This is a genomic window from Hyphomonas sp. KY3, assembly GCF_017309975.1.
GTDB lineage: Bacteria > Pseudomonadota > Alphaproteobacteria > Caulobacterales > Hyphomonadaceae > Hyphomonas.
In genome coordinates this window covers 477,326-495,396 of record NZ_CP022271.1, presented here as the reverse complement: position 1 = coordinate 495,396, position 18,071 = coordinate 477,326, and the positions used below count along the sequence as shown (strand labels likewise).

18 protein-coding genes are annotated in these 18,071 nt (G+C 60.0%); 9 read left to right on the top strand and 9 right to left on the bottom strand.

Going from position 1 to position 18,071, the window contains the following annotated elements:
- Positions 1–114 precede the first annotated feature (114 nt).
- A complete protein-coding gene (locus tag CFA77_RS02660; protein ID WP_242517458.1) occupies positions 115–1,446 on the bottom strand; it encodes a Na+/H+ antiporter NhaC family protein in 1,332 nt (443 codons plus the stop codon).
- An 874-nt stretch (positions 1,447–2,320) separates the two neighbouring features.
- Between CFA77_RS02660 and CFA77_RS02655 the strand changes: the two genes are divergently transcribed.
- Both CFA77_RS02655 and CFA77_RS02650 read left to right on the top strand, forming a co-directional pair.
- Positions 2,321–3,295 (top strand): endonuclease/exonuclease/phosphatase family protein, encoded by a 975-nt coding sequence (locus CFA77_RS02655; RefSeq protein ID WP_206992137.1) that lies wholly within the window; start codon positions 2,321–2,323, stop codon positions 3,293–3,295.
- Positions 3,296–3,352: 57 nt separating this feature from the next.
- Positions 3,353–5,497 carry a caspase family protein gene (locus tag CFA77_RS02650; protein ID WP_206992136.1) on the top strand — a complete coding sequence of 715 codons (2,145 nt, stop codon included), beginning with the start codon at positions 3,353–3,355 and terminating at the stop codon, positions 5,495–5,497.
- Between the two features lie 72 nt (positions 5,498–5,569).
- On the opposite strand, the gene CFA77_RS02645 is transcribed toward CFA77_RS02650, so the two are convergent.
- Positions 5,570–6,184, bottom strand: a complete 615-nt coding sequence (locus CFA77_RS02645; protein ID WP_206992135.1) for a hypothetical protein — start codon at positions 6,182–6,184, stop codon at positions 5,570–5,572.
- Between the two features lie 91 nt (positions 6,185–6,275).
- Entirely contained in the window at positions 6,276–7,112 is an 837-nt protein-coding gene (locus CFA77_RS02640; RefSeq protein WP_206992134.1) for an ABC transporter permease, read from the bottom strand.
- 275 nt (positions 7,113–7,387) lie between these two features.
- On the opposite strand from CFA77_RS02640, the gene CFA77_RS02635 reads away from it, so the two are divergent.
- The 3 genes from CFA77_RS02635 (at position 7,388) to CFA77_RS02625 (ending at position 9,592) form a co-directional block, all read left to right on the top strand.
- On the top strand, positions 7,388–7,912 hold the full coding sequence (locus CFA77_RS02635) for a GcrA family cell cycle regulator (protein WP_034817126.1): 525 nt from the start codon (positions 7,388–7,390) through the stop codon (positions 7,910–7,912).
- A gap of 116 nt (positions 7,913–8,028) precedes the next feature.
- Positions 8,029–9,369: an ATP-dependent RecD-like DNA helicase gene (locus CFA77_RS02630; protein ID WP_206992133.1), complete on the top strand. Its 1,341-nt coding sequence runs from the start codon at positions 8,029–8,031 to the stop codon at positions 9,367–9,369.
- An 85-nt stretch (positions 9,370–9,454) separates the two neighbouring features.
- Positions 9,455–9,592: a hypothetical protein gene (locus CFA77_RS02625; RefSeq protein WP_156947946.1), complete on the top strand. Its 138-nt coding sequence runs from the start codon at positions 9,455–9,457 to the stop codon at positions 9,590–9,592.
- Here CFA77_RS02625 and CFA77_RS02620 read toward each other — a convergent pair.
- From CFA77_RS02620 to CFA77_RS02600, 5 genes are all read right to left on the bottom strand, one after another.
- On the bottom strand, positions 9,589–9,819 hold the full coding sequence (locus tag CFA77_RS02620) for a hypothetical protein (RefSeq protein ID WP_242517457.1): 231 nt from the start codon (positions 9,817–9,819) through the stop codon (positions 9,589–9,591). The two genes, CFA77_RS02625 and CFA77_RS02620, sit on opposite strands and share 4 nt — an antisense overlap.
- Positions 9,820–9,917: 98 nt before the next feature.
- Positions 9,918–10,109, bottom strand: a complete 192-nt coding sequence (locus CFA77_RS02615) for a hypothetical protein (RefSeq protein WP_034817120.1) — start codon at positions 10,107–10,109, stop codon at positions 9,918–9,920.
- Between the two features lie 162 nt (positions 10,110–10,271).
- On the bottom strand, positions 10,272–10,727 hold the full coding sequence (gene dut, locus CFA77_RS02610; protein ID WP_206992132.1) for a dUTP diphosphatase: 456 nt from the start codon (positions 10,725–10,727) through the stop codon (positions 10,272–10,274).
- Between the two features lie 56 nt (positions 10,728–10,783).
- Entirely contained in the window at positions 10,784–12,355 is a 1,572-nt protein-coding gene (locus tag CFA77_RS02605) for a hypothetical protein (protein ID WP_206992131.1), read from the bottom strand.
- Positions 12,356–12,423: 68 nt separating this feature from the next.
- A complete protein-coding gene (locus tag CFA77_RS02600; RefSeq protein ID WP_206992130.1) occupies positions 12,424–13,302 on the bottom strand; it encodes a branched-chain amino acid aminotransferase in 879 nt (292 codons plus the stop codon).
- Positions 13,303–13,357: 55 nt separating this feature from the next.
- Here CFA77_RS02600 and CFA77_RS02595 point away from each other — a divergent pair, with 55 nt between their 5' ends.
- The 4 genes from CFA77_RS02595 to CFA77_RS02580 are packed head-to-tail and all read left to right on the top strand — an operon-like array spanning position 13,358 to position 17,383.
- The gene (locus CFA77_RS02595; protein WP_034817115.1) at positions 13,358–13,825 is read left to right on the top strand and encodes a MarR family winged helix-turn-helix transcriptional regulator; all 468 of its coding nucleotides are present in this window, start codon (positions 13,358–13,360) and stop codon (positions 13,823–13,825) included.
- A complete protein-coding gene (locus tag CFA77_RS02590; protein ID WP_206992129.1) occupies positions 13,822–14,505 on the top strand; it encodes a response regulator in 684 nt (227 codons plus the stop codon). Before CFA77_RS02595 ends, CFA77_RS02590 begins: the two co-directional genes overlap by 4 nt.
- 4 nt (positions 14,506–14,509) lie before the next feature.
- Positions 14,510–15,805 carry an ATP-binding protein gene (locus tag CFA77_RS02585; RefSeq protein ID WP_206992128.1) on the top strand — a complete coding sequence of 432 codons (1,296 nt, stop codon included), beginning with the start codon at positions 14,510–14,512 and terminating at the stop codon, positions 15,803–15,805.
- 30 nt (positions 15,806–15,835) lie between these two features.
- Positions 15,836–17,383 carry a bifunctional GNAT family N-acetyltransferase/carbon-nitrogen hydrolase family protein gene (locus CFA77_RS02580; RefSeq protein ID WP_034817111.1) on the top strand — a complete coding sequence of 516 codons (1,548 nt, stop codon included), beginning with the start codon at positions 15,836–15,838 and terminating at the stop codon, positions 17,381–17,383.
- On the opposite strand, the gene CFA77_RS02575 is transcribed toward CFA77_RS02580, so the two are convergent.
- A complete protein-coding gene (locus tag CFA77_RS02575; protein WP_206992127.1) occupies positions 17,380–18,069 on the bottom strand; it encodes an SOS response-associated peptidase in 690 nt (229 codons plus the stop codon). The genes CFA77_RS02580 and CFA77_RS02575 overlap by 4 nt on opposite strands.
- Between the last annotated feature and the right edge of the window lie 2 nt (positions 18,070–18,071).

Here is an 18,071-nt window from a genome sequence, read left to right as displayed (position 1 = left end):
CGCGCCCCTCCCCCATTACCCGGACATGGCCCAAAGTTCTGGACCAGTTCGGTACCAGTTATGGACAGTTTATGGGCTCTTTATAGGCCAGATTCGGGGCCCGAACGGCGCGCCTTATCCCCCGGTTACCGCGCCCGCTATCAGATAAAGGATCACCGCAATTCCGCCCGTCACCAGCGCATAGGGCATCTGGGTACGGACATGGTCAATATGGTCACAGCCCGCCGCCAGAGAGGCGATGATCGTCGTGTCGGAAATCGGCGAGCAATGGTCACCAAACACACCGCCGCCCAGCACCGCCGCCAGCACCAGCGAAGGCGGCAGGCCCAGCGCGGCGGCCAGCGGCATGGCGATGGGGATCATGATGCCATATGTGCCCCAGCTCGTGCCGGTCATGAAGGCGGTCACGCCCGCCACGACGAACAGCACCGCCGGCACGATGATCGGCGAAACAAATTGCGCCGCGACGCCTGACAGGAACGCCCCCGTGCCGAGCACGCGGAGGCTGTCGCCCAGCGCAATCGACAGGAACAGGATCGTCACCACGGGCACCATTTCGGCAATGCCCGCAAAGCCCCGTTCCTGCAGTCCGCCCTTGGGAAAGGCCTTGCCCATCGCCAGCAGCACGGCCGCGACCAGCATGGCCAGGCAGATCGCCCACAGGATCGACTGGCTGCCGCTGCCGGCCAGTATGTTGCCGCCGCCCGTCCAGGCCATGAAGGCCAGCGCGCCGAGGATCATCACGGCCAGCGGCAGCCACATGTAGATCGCGCGGGTCGGGGCGATGGGTTCCTCGTCTTCGGCCAGCACGCTGCGGCCCTGCCCGGCGGTCTTCATCGGGCCGAAGACGCGGCCTGTGAACACGGTGAAATAGACGCCGACCAGTGTCAGCAGGGCATAGAAATTCCACGGGATCGTGCCGGCCACGACGCCGATCGGGCTCTCGAAGCCGAACGGCTCGACCAGGCCCAGCGCATAGGCGCCCCAGCCATTCAGCAGGATCAGTGTGCTCACCGGCGCCGACGTGGAGTCGATGATATAGGCCAGCCGCTCCCGGCTCAGCCCATGCGCGTCGAACAGGCGCTGGCCCAATACCCCACTGCTGAGCAGGCTGACATTGGTCTCCACAAAAATAACCGTCCCCGCAACCGCCGGAGCAAGCGCCGCGCGGCGCGGGGTGAAGGCAGGGCCGCGCTTCATCAGGCCACTGACCAGCGCCTCGACGCCGCCGGAATCGCGCATCCATGCGATCAGCGCGCCGATCAGCAGGCAAAACAGCAGGACGCGCGTATTGCCCGTGCTCTCGAACACACCGACCGCACGGTCGATCGCGCCCAGTGCGCCCATGCCGGGATGGAAGCTGGCGATCAGCGTCTCCGAAGCCAGCAAGGCGAGCCCCAGCGCAGCATAGACATTGCGCGTCACCAGCGCGACGAGGATCGCCAATACCGGCGGCAGTACAGTCAGGATTTCCAGGGCCCAGCCTCCTTGTGTGCAAGCCCCTCACCTAAGCGCATTCGTCGCCCGATGCCCAGCGCCCTGCGTGCATCGAGAGGTGCAAGCCGGGATGTGACGCAGAAATGCGCGGATTCAGGCCGCCATCACAAAACTGTGAAATTCTCCTCAGAAGGGACTCGACTCATGCCCGTTTTTGGGGAATCATTTCGGTAAGCCAACGACATCCAGGCGGGAGCAGACCCGCTTCAGGAACGGTGGCAAGTACGTCGCCCTCGCAGGAAGGGCCAGGCCAGAAGCAAGGTTGTGAGAGCAGCGGCGCAAAGGGTTTGGAAGGACCGCGAGACAAAGCAGGCGATGTCTTCGATCAGGGGAGCTAGACCCCGGAGCGAAGGGCTGTGAGGCGTGACCGGAGCGCGATCCGAAACACGTGACCAAAGGAAAATCCCTTGGGATTACCGGCGGTTAGGTCAGGACAGCACGTAATTCGCCCGTGCGATTACATGTCTGAAACTGATCCGGGAGACGGCCTTGGGCGCATGCCCGCTCGCAAGAATGTGGCGGCGACCAGACCGGATCCTGACAAAGGGCAAAAGAAAAGGCCCGCTTCCGCGAGCCTGATCTGGAACCCGGTGTCCATCGAGGACCGACAACGAGTGCATGCACAGTGTCTCGGTAGTCTGATTCGAAACACCAGAGAAGGTGTGATCGTCCGCGATCACACCTTTTTTGCGCCCGGTGAAATTCAATTTTCGCGCCTCAGGCGAACTCGCGCACAGTCATGCCCGCAACCTCCCCTGCCCTTCACGCGTAACTTCAGCGAACCCACCCAGAAACCCCGCTATACCCGAAAGGCCCCTTCACCATGCTCGCCCTGATCGAACCCGTCTTCGGCCTGATCGGCGCATGGGGTCTGTTCGCCGCCATCGCGCCGAAGTTGCGCACGGAAATCTGGTGGATGCGTGTCTGGGTCTATGGTCGTCTTCAAACCTGCCTTGTTCTCCTCGCTGCAGCTGCCCTCTACATCTCACTCTACCCTGCCGCCGAACTCGGCAATGCCAGCCTGCTGATGGCCTATGCCGTCGCCTTCCTCATCTGCGCCGCAGACATTCAGCCTTACCTACCGGGCCGCAAACGCGAACTGCGCCGCGCGAAAGCAGGTGCCAACGGTACGCCGCTCTCAATTCTGCTGATAAATGTGCTGCAGGAGAATGAGGACCACACCGCCGTCATTTCCCGCATTCGCGACAGCCATGCCGATGTCCTCTTCCTGTCAGAAACCAATGCGCGCTGGCGCGATGCATTGTCCGACCTCGAAAAGGACTATCCCCACACCTACCTTTTGGACAAGGAAGATCATAACGGCCTTCTGTTCTATTCACGCTACCCGATCAATCAGGCCCAGGAACGCTATTTCTGTCAGGATCACGTGCCGTCACTCACGATGGACATCGACATGGCTGGTAGTGAGGTGCGTCTTTATTGCATCCACCCACGCCCGCCACGCCCCCGCGACGACACACAGCATCTTGATGACGAGTTGATGATCGTCGCCGATGAATTGCGCGAGCAGGAGCGTCCTGCTCTGGTGATCGGCGATTTCAACGAAGTCGGCTGGTCCTGGATGGTGCGGGAGTTCAAGCAACATGCCGGCCTTTGCGATCCCAAGCGTGGACGTGGTCTCTACAATTCCTATGGCGCGAAAAACCCTTTCTTGGCTTGGCCGCTGGACCACGCCTTTGTGACACGGGATTTCGACCTCGTGACCATCCGGCGCCTTCGCCCATGCGGATCAGATCACTATCCCATGCTTTATGGTTTTCAACTGCGGTCGGTTTGATTGGCATCCCTCTGATTACTGTGTAGGTTCTGCTTAACCATAAACAGGGGGATGGTGATGCGGCCAGTTACACTCACTATCAGCTTGATGGTCTTGGCGACCATCCTCGTCGGGTGCGAGACCTCGGAGACCGCTCAACGCGCGCCCGCCTCAGTTGAAGTCGTCACGCCCGACCCCGGTCCATCAGAGCGGCAGGAGATGCCCACAGCGGCCCCTTACCGTCCGGAGCAAAAACCTCCTCGCCCCACCGCACCGCCACCTCCGCCACCTCCGCCACCTCCGCCACCTCCGCCACCTCCGCCACCGGCGATGGTCGAAGACGAGCCCGACTGGTCAACAGGATATGGCGGATATGGAGATGCCGGATCCGAGTGGGGCTATTCCGACGAAGAAGACGCCTACGAAAATGAAGCCTCGGCACCGGCTGATGAAATCGACGATATGCGTGAGCTGTACGCAGATGATCCCGCCATGCTTGAGTTGCTCGCAGCCCTTGAGGAAGGAGATTTCTCGGATCTTGAAGCCACCGCGGCGGGTCCGGGCTATTCCGAAACCTGCCAAGCGGAGATTTCCGCACCCCGGACCTTGCTCGTTACCTGTACAGATATGAATGCCGAGACGTTTACGCAGGCCACCCATCGCATCGATGGCGACCTCATTACCACGCTGGATGCGCTCGCCATTGATCTTGCAGGAGACGGTTATGCAGTCGGCATCGTCGAAAAGCCGCTTTGTTTCTGGAGCGAGACCGTGACGCTGGACGACGCCCAACTCATACGGCCGTGCCCAGAATGGGACTATCGATATTCAGAACTCGCAGCCGAAGCGGCGAACGATTTCGACAGTGGCCGCATCGCACACCATGCGCCGGAACAGATGGTGCTCGGCCAGCCCTATTTCCTCGAAGTTGCCATCCAGCCTCTTCAGCGCAACACGAGTGAAGCCGAAGTGGATGAATCGCTACGTGGCATTATGGGCACGGGCCTTGCGCCAGGCAGCTCAGAAAGTGCCATGTCGCTCCGCTTTGACACCGTCCGCGCAAGCCAGGTGATGACGGCCTCGGCTTCCGGCGAGGGTTACGACTTCGTCGCCACCACACCTTCTGAGCAGCCTGTCTTGCCTGGGTCGCCAACGCTCTGGCAGTGGCAGGTCACGCCACGCCAGGCTGGAACGCCCAATCTGACCTTCACCGTATCGGAAACTGTCGATGTGAATGGCGAACGGTTTGCCCGCGCCGTGAAAACCATACCACTCTCAATCAAGGTCACATCGATTGAAGAATTGCTGGTCGATCCGGGGCCGGTTGCTGAAGCAACCTCGGTCGCAAGTCGCTCCCCTGCGCCTGAAGCTGACATGGCCTCCACCCTCAGCGGCGCAAATACACTGTTGGCGCCCACCAACGCATCAAACCCGTCAACGCTTTCCAGCCCCGCCGATATTGCCAACGCGGCGACCGGCCTGTTGCCCGACACCGAGATCGCAGGCTGCACATGGGTCGCCGGCCCGAATGCGGACCGTCAGGCAATGGTGCTCAGCAATCTGGCCTATACGCCCCCTGTCAGTCGCCTGACTGTGACCCATGACGATGGCGACCGGATCACCGCGGCACTGACTGGCGTCGGCTTCTCGGTCCTGCAATGCGAAGATCTCGGCCAACGCCAGACGGTTCGCGCGTTGAGTCTGCTCGGCCGCATGGCCAAGACACGCAAGGATGCAGGAGCCTATCCGGTCACCTTCTTCTATTATTCGGGTCATGGCGTGAACGTCGACGGTACGAACTTCATCTTGCCGACCGATATTCCCGGCGCGTCACCGGACGACATTCGCGACTTTGGCGTCAGTTTTGAACAGATCTTCAACCGTGTCTCGACCACAGTCGCACCGACTTCGTTCATCGTCTTTGACGCCTGCCGAACGGTAATGGATGATCAGAGCCGTGGCCTCATGCGAGCCTACAGCCCGGTCGGCTGGGCGTCCGGCGTGTTCCAGGCCTTTGCAACGGAACCCGGCAAGACAGCCGCTGATGACGGAGTCTATTCTGAAGAACTCTCCGCCCTCATCAGCACACTCGATGATCCGGCCAATGTCGTGTTCAAGCGTGTCCAGGATGCCGTCGCTGCACGCACCGGACAGAAACAGCGCCCCATCTACACCGATGGCACAACGGGTGGCGACTTCTACTTCGTTCAGGACAGCAACTGAGCAATGGAGCGCAAGAAAGAAGCCGCCGGAACACGGTTCCGGCGGCTCTGAAGTTCAATCTGACAGTCTGCGTTACGGGCTGACCGGCACCGGCTCTTTCGGAGCTTCCGGCTGAGGCGGCTGCGGTGGCACCTCATTCTCGATCAGCGTGTCTTCCGGCTGCGGCGCCGACCCGGACACCGCACAGCAGCGAACCTGCATTTCCAGCACGCGGCTGTTGAAGCGGCACTGCTCGTCATTGATCTCTCGCAGGATAGACATGCCCCCTGCCCGATAGGTGTAGCGGGTTTGCGTGCAGCTGGTCAGCGCATAGCCGGGCCGGCAGGAACCCGTGTCGGAATTCTGTATGGTGCGGGTTTCGCACTGGACTTCCTTGCCATTAGCCTCTTCGGCCAGCGCCATCGCCGCGTCCGCGCGCGCGCTCGCCGCATCTGCGCTTGCCTGGGCTCGCGCAGCCGCCTCCGTAGCGCTATCCGCCATGTTCCGAGCCTGTGACAGACGCATATCAGTATCGGCCAGCGCGGTGCTGTTGCCGTCGATTTCCATTTTCAGTTTGCAAACAGCCTCGTCGGCCTTGTCCGGATTGGCGCAATATTCGCCGACTGTCTGTTCAGCCGGCATCATCTGGCACCCAGCCAGAAGTGCCGTTGCAGCAATCGCACCTGCGAGGAATTTCCCACTACCCATGATTTTCTCCAATTCTTTCCCCTGCCGGGATTTCCGGCATTCAAGGGGGACGGAACTGGAGCGTCAATGCCGCTCCCGCCTGAGGGGAGTCTTAGGCTTTCAGCTTGTAGCCCGACCGAAACATGAGCCAGACAGCGAATATGCCTGCAACAGACAGCAATCCCGTTACCCAGACCCCAACAATCACGGAGCTGTTAGCAACGCCCAGGAAACCATACCGAAACCCGTCAATCATGTAGAAGAAAGGGTCCAGCAGAGCCATTGTGTAGAAGGGTTCCGACATGACCTTGATGTCGTAAAACGTGCCCGACAGGAATGTGAGCGGTACGATCACGAAATTGGTCACGGCAGACAAGTGGTCGAATTTGTCGGCCCAGATCCCACCGATGGCACCTAGTGCGCCAAGCGCGATCGCAGATGTGATGCTGAACCACAGGATTGGCCAGACATGCGCCACGCTGAGATCAGCAAGGCCGCTGAGTTGGATGCCGATGGCGGAAATAAAGGCGACGAGCAGGCCGCGCACAACCGATCCGCCGATAAAGCCGATGGTCAGCTCCATGGGGGAAAGCGGCGGCATCAGGAAGTCGACATAGGTGGAATTGAACTTCGCCTGCACGAGGCTGGAACTTGTGTTCTGAAACGCATTCTGCAGGATCGCCATGACAATCAGGCCAGGTGCGAGAAACTCGATATAACTCAGCCCCTCGAAATCACCCGTCAGCCGACCGCGCTCGCCGAAGGCCAGCTTGAAAACCGTCATGAAAAGAAGTGTCGTAACGACCGGCGCAAACACGGTTTGCATCCACACTTTCAGGAAGCGGCCGATCTCGCGCTTGAACAGGGTCCAGAGTCCCAACCCGTTCATTTTGCCATACTGGCGGACAAGGCGATGGGCGGAGGTCTGGTCAGCAGCTGTATCGGTCATGCGCAGTATCTAGGCGTCTTTACCTGAGTCTGCGAGGGGCAAGACGCGGAAAAACTTCGGAAATTTGGCTGCCTCGCTTTTGTCCACAGGCTGATGCAGTTAACCACAATATGTAGAAAGCCTGTGGAAAGCCTGCGCTGCATGTTGTGTTTCGTTTCGCTGCTGATACGATATCTAGGTGCTGAGCGGATGACGTGTATCAAGTCATCTCAATATATAGGGGCTGATGGATCGTAAGTGTTAACGATCTTGAACCGAGCTGGGAGACATCAACCATGTCCTGGACCGAAGAACGGGTAAGCGTGCTGAAGAAACTCTGGGCGGAAGGCCATTCGGCTTCCCAGATTGCCAAACAGCTGGGCGGGGTCACTCGCAATGCTGTTATCGGCAAAGTCCATCGCCTGGGCCTGTCGGGTCGCGCGACACCATCCCGCCCGGTAAAGCGCCCCCCACGGCTGGCCCGTCCGAAGCCGCGCGTGTTGCCTGATGGCAGCGTCAAGGTGGCAACCCCGGCAACTCCGGAGACCGCGGCTCCGCGCCCGGTAGAGCGCACAGAAGTGATGGCGCCGCTGCCGCCGCTGCAACAGGCTGACGGGGAACCCGCATCGATCCTCACGCTGCGCGACTCCATGTGCAAATGGCCGATTGGGGATCCAGCCGATCCGAAATTCGCTTTCTGCGGACGCAAATCTGATTGCGGTCCATACTGTTCCGAACATGCGAAAGTGGCGTTCCAGCCCGCACGCAAACGGGACAGCCGCAAAGGCGCCTATGATTATGTCCGCCGTATTGCCGGCTAAACCCGGCACGCATTCTTATGGCTGACTGGAAGCCCCCGAAGTGTTTCTTCGGGGGCTTTTCCACTCCCGGCAGGGCCACCCTCGCCTTCCGCGCAAAACGCCGTTAAGCCAGACACGTGACCACCGAAACCACCCCCGACACCATCTATGCCACGCCCGCAAACTGGGTCGCCACCGGCACCGGCGCACAGGGCAATCTGTTCCTCACTGGCCGCGCAGGTACTGGCAAGACCACGATGTTGCGTAAGTTCCTGGCAGGCGCGGGCGAGAAGGCCATCGTGCTGGCTCCCACGGGTGTGGCGGCCATGAATGCCGGCGGGCAGACGATCCATTCCTTCTTCAAATTCCCACCACGCCTGATCGAGCCCACGGACATCAAGCGGCTGCGCTCGACACGGCTGGTCAAGGCCATCGACACGATGATCATAGACGAGATCTCGATGGTCCGGTCTGACATGCTGGATGCCATCGACAAAAGCCTGAAGCTAAACCGCGCCTCCAAACGGCCCTTTGGCGGCGTGCGCATGATCCTGTCGGGCGACCTGCACCAGCTGCCTCCGGTTGTCTCGGGCCAGGAAGCGCCGATCCTGCGTGAGCGCTATGGCGGAAGCTATTTCTTCAACGCACCTGCCTTCAAAGATGCCGAATTCTCCCTGCTGGCCCTCAAACATGTGTTTCGGCAGGCCGAACCTCGCTTCCTCGCCTTGTTAGGCGCGCTGCGCACCGGACGGGTCACCCCAAATGACGAGGCCGTGTTGCGCGGACTGGTCAGCACGAGATCTGCTGTCGAAGCCTCTGAAACCCATGTTGTCCTGACGCCCAACAATGCCAATGCCTACCGTATCAACCAGGCCCGGCTCGAAGGCTTGAATACACGGTCGCAAACATTTGAGGCTGACGTGCAGGGCCAGTTCGATGAGAAGGCCTATCCGACCGAAGCCGACCTCGAACTGAAAGAAGGCGCGCGGGTGATGCTGATCAAGAATGATCCCGAAGGGCGCTGGGTGAATGGGACTCTGGCCACAGTCGCCGGGTTTTCCGGAACCCGCGTAATTGTCGAGATCGACGATCATGTCTACGAAATCGAACCGACGGCCTGGGAAAAATACCGCTACGAATTGGACCCCGAAACCAAAAAAGTGAAGCGCGAAGTGGTCGGCACATTCAAACAGATGCCGCTGCGCCTTGCCTATGCCGTGACCATCCACAAGGCACAGGGCCTGACGCTCGACAAGGTCTTCATCGATTTCGATTCCGGTATGTTCGCCCACGGACAAGCCTATGTCGCCTTTTCGCGTGCGCGATCTCTAGATGGCTTGTCGATCAGTCGCGAGCTGCGTCCGCGAGACCTCGTGCTGGACCGGGAGGCTTTCGCTTTCGGCAAGCTCGACACGATCGAAGATACCGATGCCTATCTGCTCGCACGCTTCGCAAAGGCCGATGGCGCCCTGATTTAGGCCATTCCGAGGCATTAACCTTTCACACACAATGACGCCGCATTCTGATCATCTCTTATACTCCGCAACAAGAGAAAGACACGTCATGAATGCCATCATTGAACGCCGTCAGCGTCGCTGCCTGCTCAGGCGCGACATGGGCGCAGCAAGCGAACGCAAGACGCTGTCACAAGTGGCTGCACAAAGACGGCGTATGCGCATCCCCGGCGGCGGCGGCAACTAGGCCAGCTTGCGAATTTCGTCGGACAGCTGACGCTCCTGATCGGTTACGATCTTTTCCAGAACCCGAACACGTTCCTTCAACCGGTCGACCTCACCGAGGACGCGCCGGATGTCTTCGTCCGCGCCCTTGTCGGATTTGGCGTTGGCTTTCAGTTTCAGATAGTTGTTCACCACACCTGCGCCGACTGAAATCAGCACAATGAGGACGACCATGACAATCGGGTCCATTCGGTAACTCCCCTTTGTATCGTTTTTCGATATATACAATTCAGGCAAATCTTACAAGAAAATTTGCCACCTGTCGCGGACTGGAACTTGGCCAGGTCTTAGCGGAGGCCGTCGATCTCGCGACGCAAACGACGATCCCGGTCGAGAATGATGGCTTCCAGCGTGCGCACACGCTCGGCCAGATTCGCGATCTGATCGGCATCTGGTGACGCTTCAGGCGGGCGGGACTTCCCGGACCGCGCGAGTGAGACGATCACCAGAACAAAGACAAGAAAGACTAGGAAAGACAATGAGAGGCTCCTTTTCTGACAAGACGTTGGTACGAAAGTCAGTCGTTTGGAGCTCCCCGTCTGTTAGATGGATCCGCAATTCGGCGAATGCACCGCTCTCCTGAACTTATCGATATTCAATATGTAAGGAGGGGTGAACACATGTTCAAGAAGAAACCCGGATTATCTTCCGGTTGAGCCAAATCCGCCGGCGCCGCGGTCCGTCTCGTCCAGTGCGTCCACTTCTATCCATGCCAGTTGAGTGACCGGCGCAAGAACCAGTTGGGCAATGCGTTCGCCGCGCTGGATGGTAAAGGCATCCTGTCCGAGATTGATCAGGATCACCTTGATCTCACCGCGATAATCGCTGTCGATCGTGCCGGGCGTGTTCAAACAGGTCAGGCCATGCTTGGCTGCGAGGCCGGAGCGCGGGCGCACCTGAATTTCATAGCCTTGCGGAATGGCCACTGACAGGCCGGTCGGGATCATCGCCCGCTCACCGGCCTGCAGCAGGATCGGTTCTTCCTGCGAGACCGCCGCGCGGACATCCATGCCGGCTGAGCCGATGGTTTCATAGGCTGGCAGGTCGAGCCCCTCGAAATGGGGCAACGGGCGGACGGAAACGTTAACCTTGGTCATGCCCTAAGCCGTTGGCGGAGTCGCATATTCGAGTCAAGCAGATAGGGCTGCGGGCGCTAGTCTTCGTCCTGATGCGCCTCAAAGACCTCGTCTTCCCACTCCATCGTGTCGCCGCGCATCAGCTGATCGTGCTGGCGCTCGGACTCCGGCTTGCGGTCCATGAAGATCGTGTTGTCGATCCCGTCCAATGTGGTTTTCGGAATGCCGTCATTGCGTTTCAGGAAGCTCTCAAACGCGGAATCATCCGGCAGGGTTGAGCGCAGCTGGCCGTCATAGGTGCCGTCGAGCCGGTTCTGCTCGTCCCGGTCGAGGCCGGCATTGGCGGCGTCCTTATAGGCTTGTTTGGTGGCATCGAGATCGCAATTGGCCTTGAGTCGCTGGTCTTCGGTGAGCTTGTGGCAGAGTAGCGCGCCAAGCGCGCCGCCCCCTCCCCCGGCCGTAGCTGGCGGCAGGGAAAACTCGATGCCCGGCACGCGCACGGGAGGCGGACGTCCTAAGGGTTGGGGCCTGGCAAAAGGCTGCGCCGTGGTGGCAGGCTGTTGCACGGGTGGCGCAAGGGTCTGCAGCGGCGCATCAGATGGTTCCGGCAGGATGATCGCTTCGTCCGGGTCAGGTTCCAGCTCCGCGACATCGGGCAGGTCTACCTCGGGCACCGGGTCAGGCTGAGGCTCCAGTTCGAGCGGCGCTTCCGCAGCAGGCTCCATTTCGGGGTCAGGCTCAACCACCGGGTCAGGCACAGGTGGTAGCGTTTCCTCAACGGGTTCTATTTCAGGCTCAATCTCCTCGACGAGGTCTTCCGGAATCTCTTCAGGCTGTTCGTCGGGAATACTTTCAGGCAGATCCTCAACCGATTCATCGGGAGTCGCTTCGAGCAATTCCTCAGGCAGGACTTCGGCCTCAAGGTCCGGCTCGGCGTCTTCAAGGGGGACTTCCAGCGTGTCCGGAAGCTCGTCTGGCAGCTCCTCCGGGTCTTCCATGGCCGGTTCTTCGGGGATGTCTTCGACCGGCAGGCCTGGCTGAGGATCCGGCAGCACCTCCTCCTCTACGGCAAGCGGCAAGGGCTCCGGCTCAGGGATCGGATCGTCGATGACGAGGTCCACCGGCGCTTCGGGCGGCGGCAGAGCCTCTTCCATGACCAATGCCGATTCCGGGATCGGCTCAGGATCCGGCTGGGGCAACGGTTCCGGATCCGGTTCGGGGAGAGGTTCGGGCTCGATGTCCGGCAGCGGCTCCGGCGGCAATTCCGGCACAGGCTCTGGCTCTGGCTCTGGCTCTGGCTCTGGCTCTGGCTCTGGCTCTGGCTCTGGCTCTGGCTCTGGCTCTGGCTCTGGCTCTGGCTCTGGCTCTGGCTCTGGCTCTGGCTCTGGCTCTGGCTCTGGCTCTGGCTCTGGCTCTGGCTCTGGCTCTGGCTCTGGCTCTGGCTCTGGCTCTGGCTCTGGCTCTGGCTCTGGCGGGAGTGTCGGTGGAAGCTCGACGATGTCCACCTCCAAAACCACGGGCTCAGGAGGGGGCGGCAATTTATGTCCGAAGGCAATCGCAAAAAGGAACAGGATCAGGCCGTTGAGGCCCAATGATCCCGCCACAAAGGGAAGGCGCTCGCGCGCGAACTCTTTCCAGGCTCCACCCATGGGCCAAAGCCCTAGCAGCCAGCCTGAGGCGGCCTCAGTTACTTTTCGTACAGCTTGCGCCGTGCCGCCTATAGCGCCAGCTCCAGCCGGCCATTGACCAGTGCGGTATAGTCATTGACCAGCGTTTCGGAGATCTGGCCCGGCTTGTAGACATGCTCGCCAATCTCGGCGACAGGCGTGATTTCAGCTGCGCTGCCTGTGATGAAGCATTCCGAGAAGGTCGACAGCTCATCCGGGAAGATCGCCCGTTCGATCACTTCGATGCCGCGCTCCCTGGCCAGCTTGATCGCCGTCTGGCGGGTCAGGCCATTGAGGAAGCAATCCGGGGTCGGCGTATGTAGGGCACCATCGCGCACGAAGAAAATGTTGGCTCCGGTCGCCTCAGCCACCTGACCGCGATAATCGAGCATCAGGGCGTCGGCGTAGCCATCGCGCTCGGCAGCATGCTTGGACAGGGTGCAGATCATGTAGAGGCCCGCTGCCTTGGCATGGCAGGGCGCGGTGTCCGGGGCCGGACGGCGCCACTTGGCATGTGTCAGGCGGATGCCCTTCATCTTGTCGGCGAAATAGTCGCCCCAATGCCAGACCGCGACCGCGAGATGGATCGTGTTGTTCTGGGCGGAGACGCCCATCATCTCAGACCCGCGCCAGGCCAGTGCGCGCACATAGGCGCTCTCGAGACCCGATTTCGCCAGCGCCTCGGTCTTGGCCTGTTCGACCTGATCAACAGAAAATGGGATTTTGAACCCCATGATCTCCGCTGAATTGTGCAACCGCTTGGAATGGTCCAGCGAACGGAAGATCTTGCCGCTATATGCCCGCTCACCTTCAAAGACGGAGGACGCATAGTGAAGCGCATGCGTCAGGACGTGGACTTTGCTGTCCCGCCACGGCACGAATTCCCCATCCATCCAGATATAACCGTCACGGTCGTCATAAGCAGACATAATAGTTCAGCGCTCCTCGCTTGCACTTATAGCATTTTCGCGTTCATTTCAGAACATGGCCCCTGACGTCAACCTGAATAGACCTTTCGATCCGCGCCTTTTCCTTATGGATCAGGAGCTTGATAGAGGTGTCGGACTCCTGCTGGCAGGAAGCGCCGAACTGATGAGAGCCGCAGAAGAGGCGCGGCACAAGGCGGGGCTGAGCAAGCCAGAATTGCAAATACTCATGGCTGTCCGCTACTCACCCGGCCAAACAGTGGGCGAGCTGCGCGATGCGTTGAGCATGACAGTACCAACTTTCGCCCGCATCATTGGCGAACTGGACAAGCGCGGCCTGATCGAGCGCGAGCGTGAACAGGCAAGTGACAAGCGTCGGCGCACGCTGAACCTGTCGGATGCGGGCACCACGCTGACCACCCAGATCACGATCGTATTGCGCGAGCGGCTGCGCCTGGCCTATCGCGCCGCTGGCCCGGATGCGGTTGAAGGGGCGCGCAAAGTGATGGATGCGCTCGTCAAATGAACCAGGACACCGCTCATATTCTCGTCGTCGATGACGATGACCGCATTCGCGACCTGCTGAAGCGATATCTCACCCGTGAAGGATATCGCGTGACCTCGGCGTCCGGAGCGGACGGAGCACGCAAGATGATGTCATCAATGGAGTTTGATCTCGCCATTCTGGACATAATGATGCCGGGCGAAGATGGCCTGTCCCTGCTGAAATCCATGCGCGAGGGGCGCAATCGGGAAACACCCGTCATGCTGCTGACCGCCAAAGGCGAAGCGTCCAACAGGATCGAAGGGCTGAAGCATGGCGCAGATGACTATCTCGCCAAGCCTTTCGAGCCAGAGGAGCTGTCCTTGCGCTGCGCCGCCATCCTGCGCCGGTCGCACAAGGCCGAGCCGCCCGAAGAAGTCGAAATGTCCGGTTTGGTGTTCAATGCAGAACGCGGGGAGCTGAAGGAGGGCGACACGCGCATCCGTCTGACCGAAGCCGAATTGCAATTGCTGACGGTATTGGCCTCAAATCCGGGCGAACCGGTGAGCCGTGAGGAGCTGGCCTCCCTGACTTCAGCCGGGATGGAGCGCTCTGTCGATGTGCAGGTGACGCGCCTGCGCCGCAAGATCGAGCCCAATCCGAAAGAGCCGATCCATATCCAGACCGTGCGAGGCGTCGGATATCGCCTCATGCCGGACTGAGCCGATGCTGCGCCTGAGGGATATCACACCGCGCGGACTGTATGCCCGCAGCATGTTGATGGTAATCGCGCCGGTCGTTCTGATCCTGTCGCTCATGTCGTGGTATTATTACGACAGCCATATTGCGGAGGTGAACCGCAAGCTCGCCCAATCCATCGCGCGCGATGCGAGCCTCGTCCAGGCATATTGCGACCGCCGCGAGGAGTCCGTGCTGGACCGCAAGACCATAGATGAGCGCCTGGACCTGACCTTCACTTGCGACAGCGATTCCGCCAGCCTCGATCGCCGAAGCTATGCTGAAGTCTTCTCCTATAGCGGCACGCTGGACAAGGAGTTGGAGACCCGGCTTGGCGTACCGGTGGAGACGGCGTTGAACCCTCAGGACTCAATGCTGCATCTCCGCTTCGCATCGGGGCCCCGCACAGTTGAAATCATTGTCGAGCGCAAACGTGTGCTCGCCGCCAATACCCACATCTTTATTGTCTGGGTGATCCTGTTCTCCCTGTTCATGGTTGCACTGGCCATCGGCTTCCTGAACCAGCAGGTGCGCTCGATCCTGAGCTTGTCAAAGGCCGCGCGAGCGTTCGGCCGTGGCCGGGATGTGCCGGACTTCCGCCCGTCTGGCGCCAACGAAGTGCGCGAGGCGGCCCGGGCGGTAATCGACATGAAGAACCGGCTGACCGCCTTTGCGGAACAGCGCACCGCCATGCTAGCCGGCGTCAGTCATGATCTGCGCACGCCCCTCACCCGACTAAAGCTGGCGCTGGCCATGATGGACGAGACCGATGACATCAAAGCCGCGCGGGCCGATCTTGATGACATGTCCATGATGCTGGACGAATATCTCACCTTTGCGCGCGGCGAAGAAGGCGATGAGCCGAGCGATTTTGACCTTGCCGAACTCTTGCGCGACGCCGCCGCGGGCTTTGGCCCGCACATTACCGTAACCGGACCCGATCATGTTCAGGTCAATGGCCGTCGCCTGGCACTCAAGCGCGCTGTGACAAATTTGATCTCCAATGCGACAAAATTCGCGACCGACACACAAATCACTCTTGTGAACGGTCCGCATGCGGCCGATATACACGTCGATGACAATGGACCGGGCATTATCCCGGAGCTGCGCGAGGATGCTTTCCGCCCTTTCATGCGGCTGGATGAGGCCCGCACCCAGAATACACCGGGCACAGGGCTCGGATTGACCCTCGCCCGAGATACGGCGCGCGCGCATGGCGGAGATCTTCGCCTCAGCGACAGCCCTCTCGGTGGCCTGCGGGCCAGCCTGCGCCTGCCCCATTGAACCTTATCCCTCCAGAGACATTCCTTCGCCATGAGCAATAGCAAAGCAAAACTGATCATCCGCAATGCAACGCCGGATGATATCCCCGGCCTTCAGGGCCTCTCGGCGCGCGTTTATGGCGAGGGCGAAGAGTATTCCCGCGACCACCTCATGGCGCAGATCAACCGGTTTCCGGATGGGCAGTTCATCGCTGAATATGAAGGCCAGATTGTTGGCCATTGCGCCACCTTCATGATCGCGTCCGAACATGCCTTTGGTCCGCACACATGGATGCAGATTACCGGCGGCGGATATGCCGCCCGTCACGACCCCGAAGGGGACGTGCTCTACGGCATGGATGTCGCGGTCGACCCGGCGTTCCGTCGCTTGCGCATTGGCCAGCGTTTCTACAAGGCACGGCGCGAACTGTGCCAGTGGCTGGAGCTGAAAGGTATCGTATTTGCCGGTCGGATGCCTGGCTATGCTCGCCGCGCCAAACAATATCCCAACCCGGAAGACTATGTGAAGGCGGTCCGCGAATCCAAGCTCCGCGATCCGGTTATCACGTTCCAACTGAATCAGGGGTATGAGCCGCTCGGCGTACTGCGCCATTACCTGCCGGAAGATATCGACTCCATGGGACATGCCACGCACATGTTCTGGGAGAACCCACTGGCGCAGGAGAAGATCCAGACCAATACGAGCTTTGGCGACACGTCCCTGCCCGAGCGCGTGCGGATCGCCACGGTCCAGTTCCAGATGCGCCGGATCACTTCCATCGACGAGTTTGAAGGACAGGTCGAATACTGGGTCGATATCGCGTCAGACTACCAGTCAGACTTCGTGGTCTTCCCGGAAATGCTGACACTGCAATTGCTGTCGCTGTCTGAACGCCCGCTCGGCCCTGTCGATGCGATCTCTCAGATATCTGACTATACGCCGCGTTTTGTGGAGTTCATGGAGAAGCTGGCAGTTTCCTACAACATCAACATCATTGGCGGAACGCATCCGAGCCAGATGGCGAATGGCGAAATTCTCAATGTCTGCCACGTCTTCCTGCGCGACGGCTCGGTCCATACCCAGCAGAAGCTGCATCCGACCCCGTCCGAGCGCCATTGGTGGAACATTCAGGGCGGTCGTGGAAACTCTGTGATCCAGACCGACTGTGGCCCGATAGGCGTGATGATCTGTTATGACAGTGAGTTCCCCGAAATTGCGCGCCACCTTGTCGACCAGGGCGCGCTGATGCTGTTCGTGCCCTTCTGTACCGACGAACGGCGCGGCTATTTGCGGGTGCGGTATTGCTGTCAGGCTCGTGCGGTCGAGAACCAGTGCTATGTCACCATGTCCGGGGTTGTGGGCAACCTCCCGAATGTAGAGAACATGGACATTCACTATGCGGAGAGCTGTATCTTGACCCCGTCCGATTTCCCCTTCTCACGCGATGGCGTAGCAGCGGATACAGCCCCGAACACGGAAACGATTGCGCTGGCTGACCTGTCCATTTCAGACCTGCTCACAGCTCGTCAATCCGGCGCGGTACAGAACCTCAAGGATCGTCGACTGGACCTCTATCAGGTGGCCTGGAAGAAGAACTAGGTTTCCTCTATCAACTGGACGCCCTGATTACGGACATTTCCCACGGCAGGATTTACAGGCCATGCATGCATGTCCTCGGTTGGGAATGGTTCGTAGAGGTGTTCCACCTTGCGATTGTCAGCATCCAGCCATGTCCGATAGTCCGACGGATGAAGGATGACCGGCATGCGTGTGTGCAGCCCCGCCATCAGGTCGTTGGGCTTGGTGGTCAGGATGGTGAATGTGTCGATCTCGGACCCGTCGATCATGGCGCGGTCCCATAACCCTGCAAAGCAAAACCATCGCCGGTTTCGCAGGCCGATAGCAAAGGGTTGCTTCTTGCCCTTCGGGCCTGTCCATTCATAGAAGCCGCTGGCCGGAACCAGACAGCGATGATGCCGGAAAGGCCCGCGAAACGTGTTGGACGCTTCAAGACCTTCGCTGCGCGCATTGAACGTCGAGAATTTCTTCTCGCTCAACGGCTTTTTCCACCAGCTGGGAACCAGTCCCCACATGGCCGGAGCCATCTGGATGGCGTGACGCGGCACATCCTCGCCTTCCGGCGCCATGCGGATGATGGGCACATACTGGGTGGGCGCAATATTGTACGCAGGCTCCGGCGGCTGGATGCCGTTCGGGTGAATCAGATTCAGCGCATTGTGGTATTCCTCCCACGTTACGCCATGCCGGAAGAATCGTCCGCACATAC

Coding starts and splice junctions, on each gene's coding strand:
- CFA77_RS02655 (WP_206992137.1), top strand. CDS start 2,321: ATGCTCGCCCTGATCGAACCCGTCTTCGGCCTGATCGGCGCATGGGGT.
- CFA77_RS02650 (WP_206992136.1), top strand. CDS start 3,353: ATGCGGCCAGTTACACTCACTATCAGCTTGATGGTCTTGGCGACCATC.
- CFA77_RS02645 (WP_206992135.1), bottom strand. CDS start 6,184: ATGGGTAGTGGGAAATTCCTCGCAGGTGCGATTGCTGCAACGGCACTT.
- CFA77_RS02640 (WP_206992134.1), bottom strand. CDS start 7,112: ATGACCGATACAGCTGCTGACCAGACCTCCGCCCATCGCCTTGTCCGC.
- CFA77_RS02635 (WP_034817126.1), top strand. CDS start 7,388: ATGTCCTGGACCGAAGAACGGGTAAGCGTGCTGAAGAAACTCTGGGCG.
- CFA77_RS02625 (WP_156947946.1), top strand. CDS start 9,455: ATGAATGCCATCATTGAACGCCGTCAGCGTCGCTGCCTGCTCAGGCGC.
- CFA77_RS02620 (WP_242517457.1), bottom strand. CDS start 9,819: ATGGACCCGATTGTCATGGTCGTCCTCATTGTGCTGATTTCAGTCGGC.
- dut (WP_206992132.1), bottom strand. CDS start 10,727: ATGACCAAGGTTAACGTTTCCGTCCGCCCGTTGCCCCATTTCGAGGGG.
- CFA77_RS02605 (WP_206992131.1), bottom strand. CDS start 12,355: ATGGGTGGAGCCTGGAAAGAGTTCGCGCGCGAGCGCCTTCCCTTTGTG.
- CFA77_RS02600 (WP_206992130.1), bottom strand. CDS start 13,302: ATGTCTGCTTATGACGACCGTGACGGTTATATCTGGATGGATGGGGAA.
- CFA77_RS02595 (WP_034817115.1), top strand. CDS start 13,358: ATGGCCCCTGACGTCAACCTGAATAGACCTTTCGATCCGCGCCTTTTC.
- CFA77_RS02590 (WP_206992129.1), top strand. CDS start 13,822: ATGAACCAGGACACCGCTCATATTCTCGTCGTCGATGACGATGACCGC.
- CFA77_RS02585 (WP_206992128.1), top strand. CDS start 14,510: ATGCTGCGCCTGAGGGATATCACACCGCGCGGACTGTATGCCCGCAGC.
- CFA77_RS02580 (WP_034817111.1), top strand. CDS start 15,836: ATGAGCAATAGCAAAGCAAAACTGATCATCCGCAATGCAACGCCGGAT.
- CFA77_RS02575 (WP_206992127.1), bottom strand. CDS start 18,069: ATGTGCGGACGATTCTTCCGGCATGGCGTAACGTGGGAGGAATACCAC.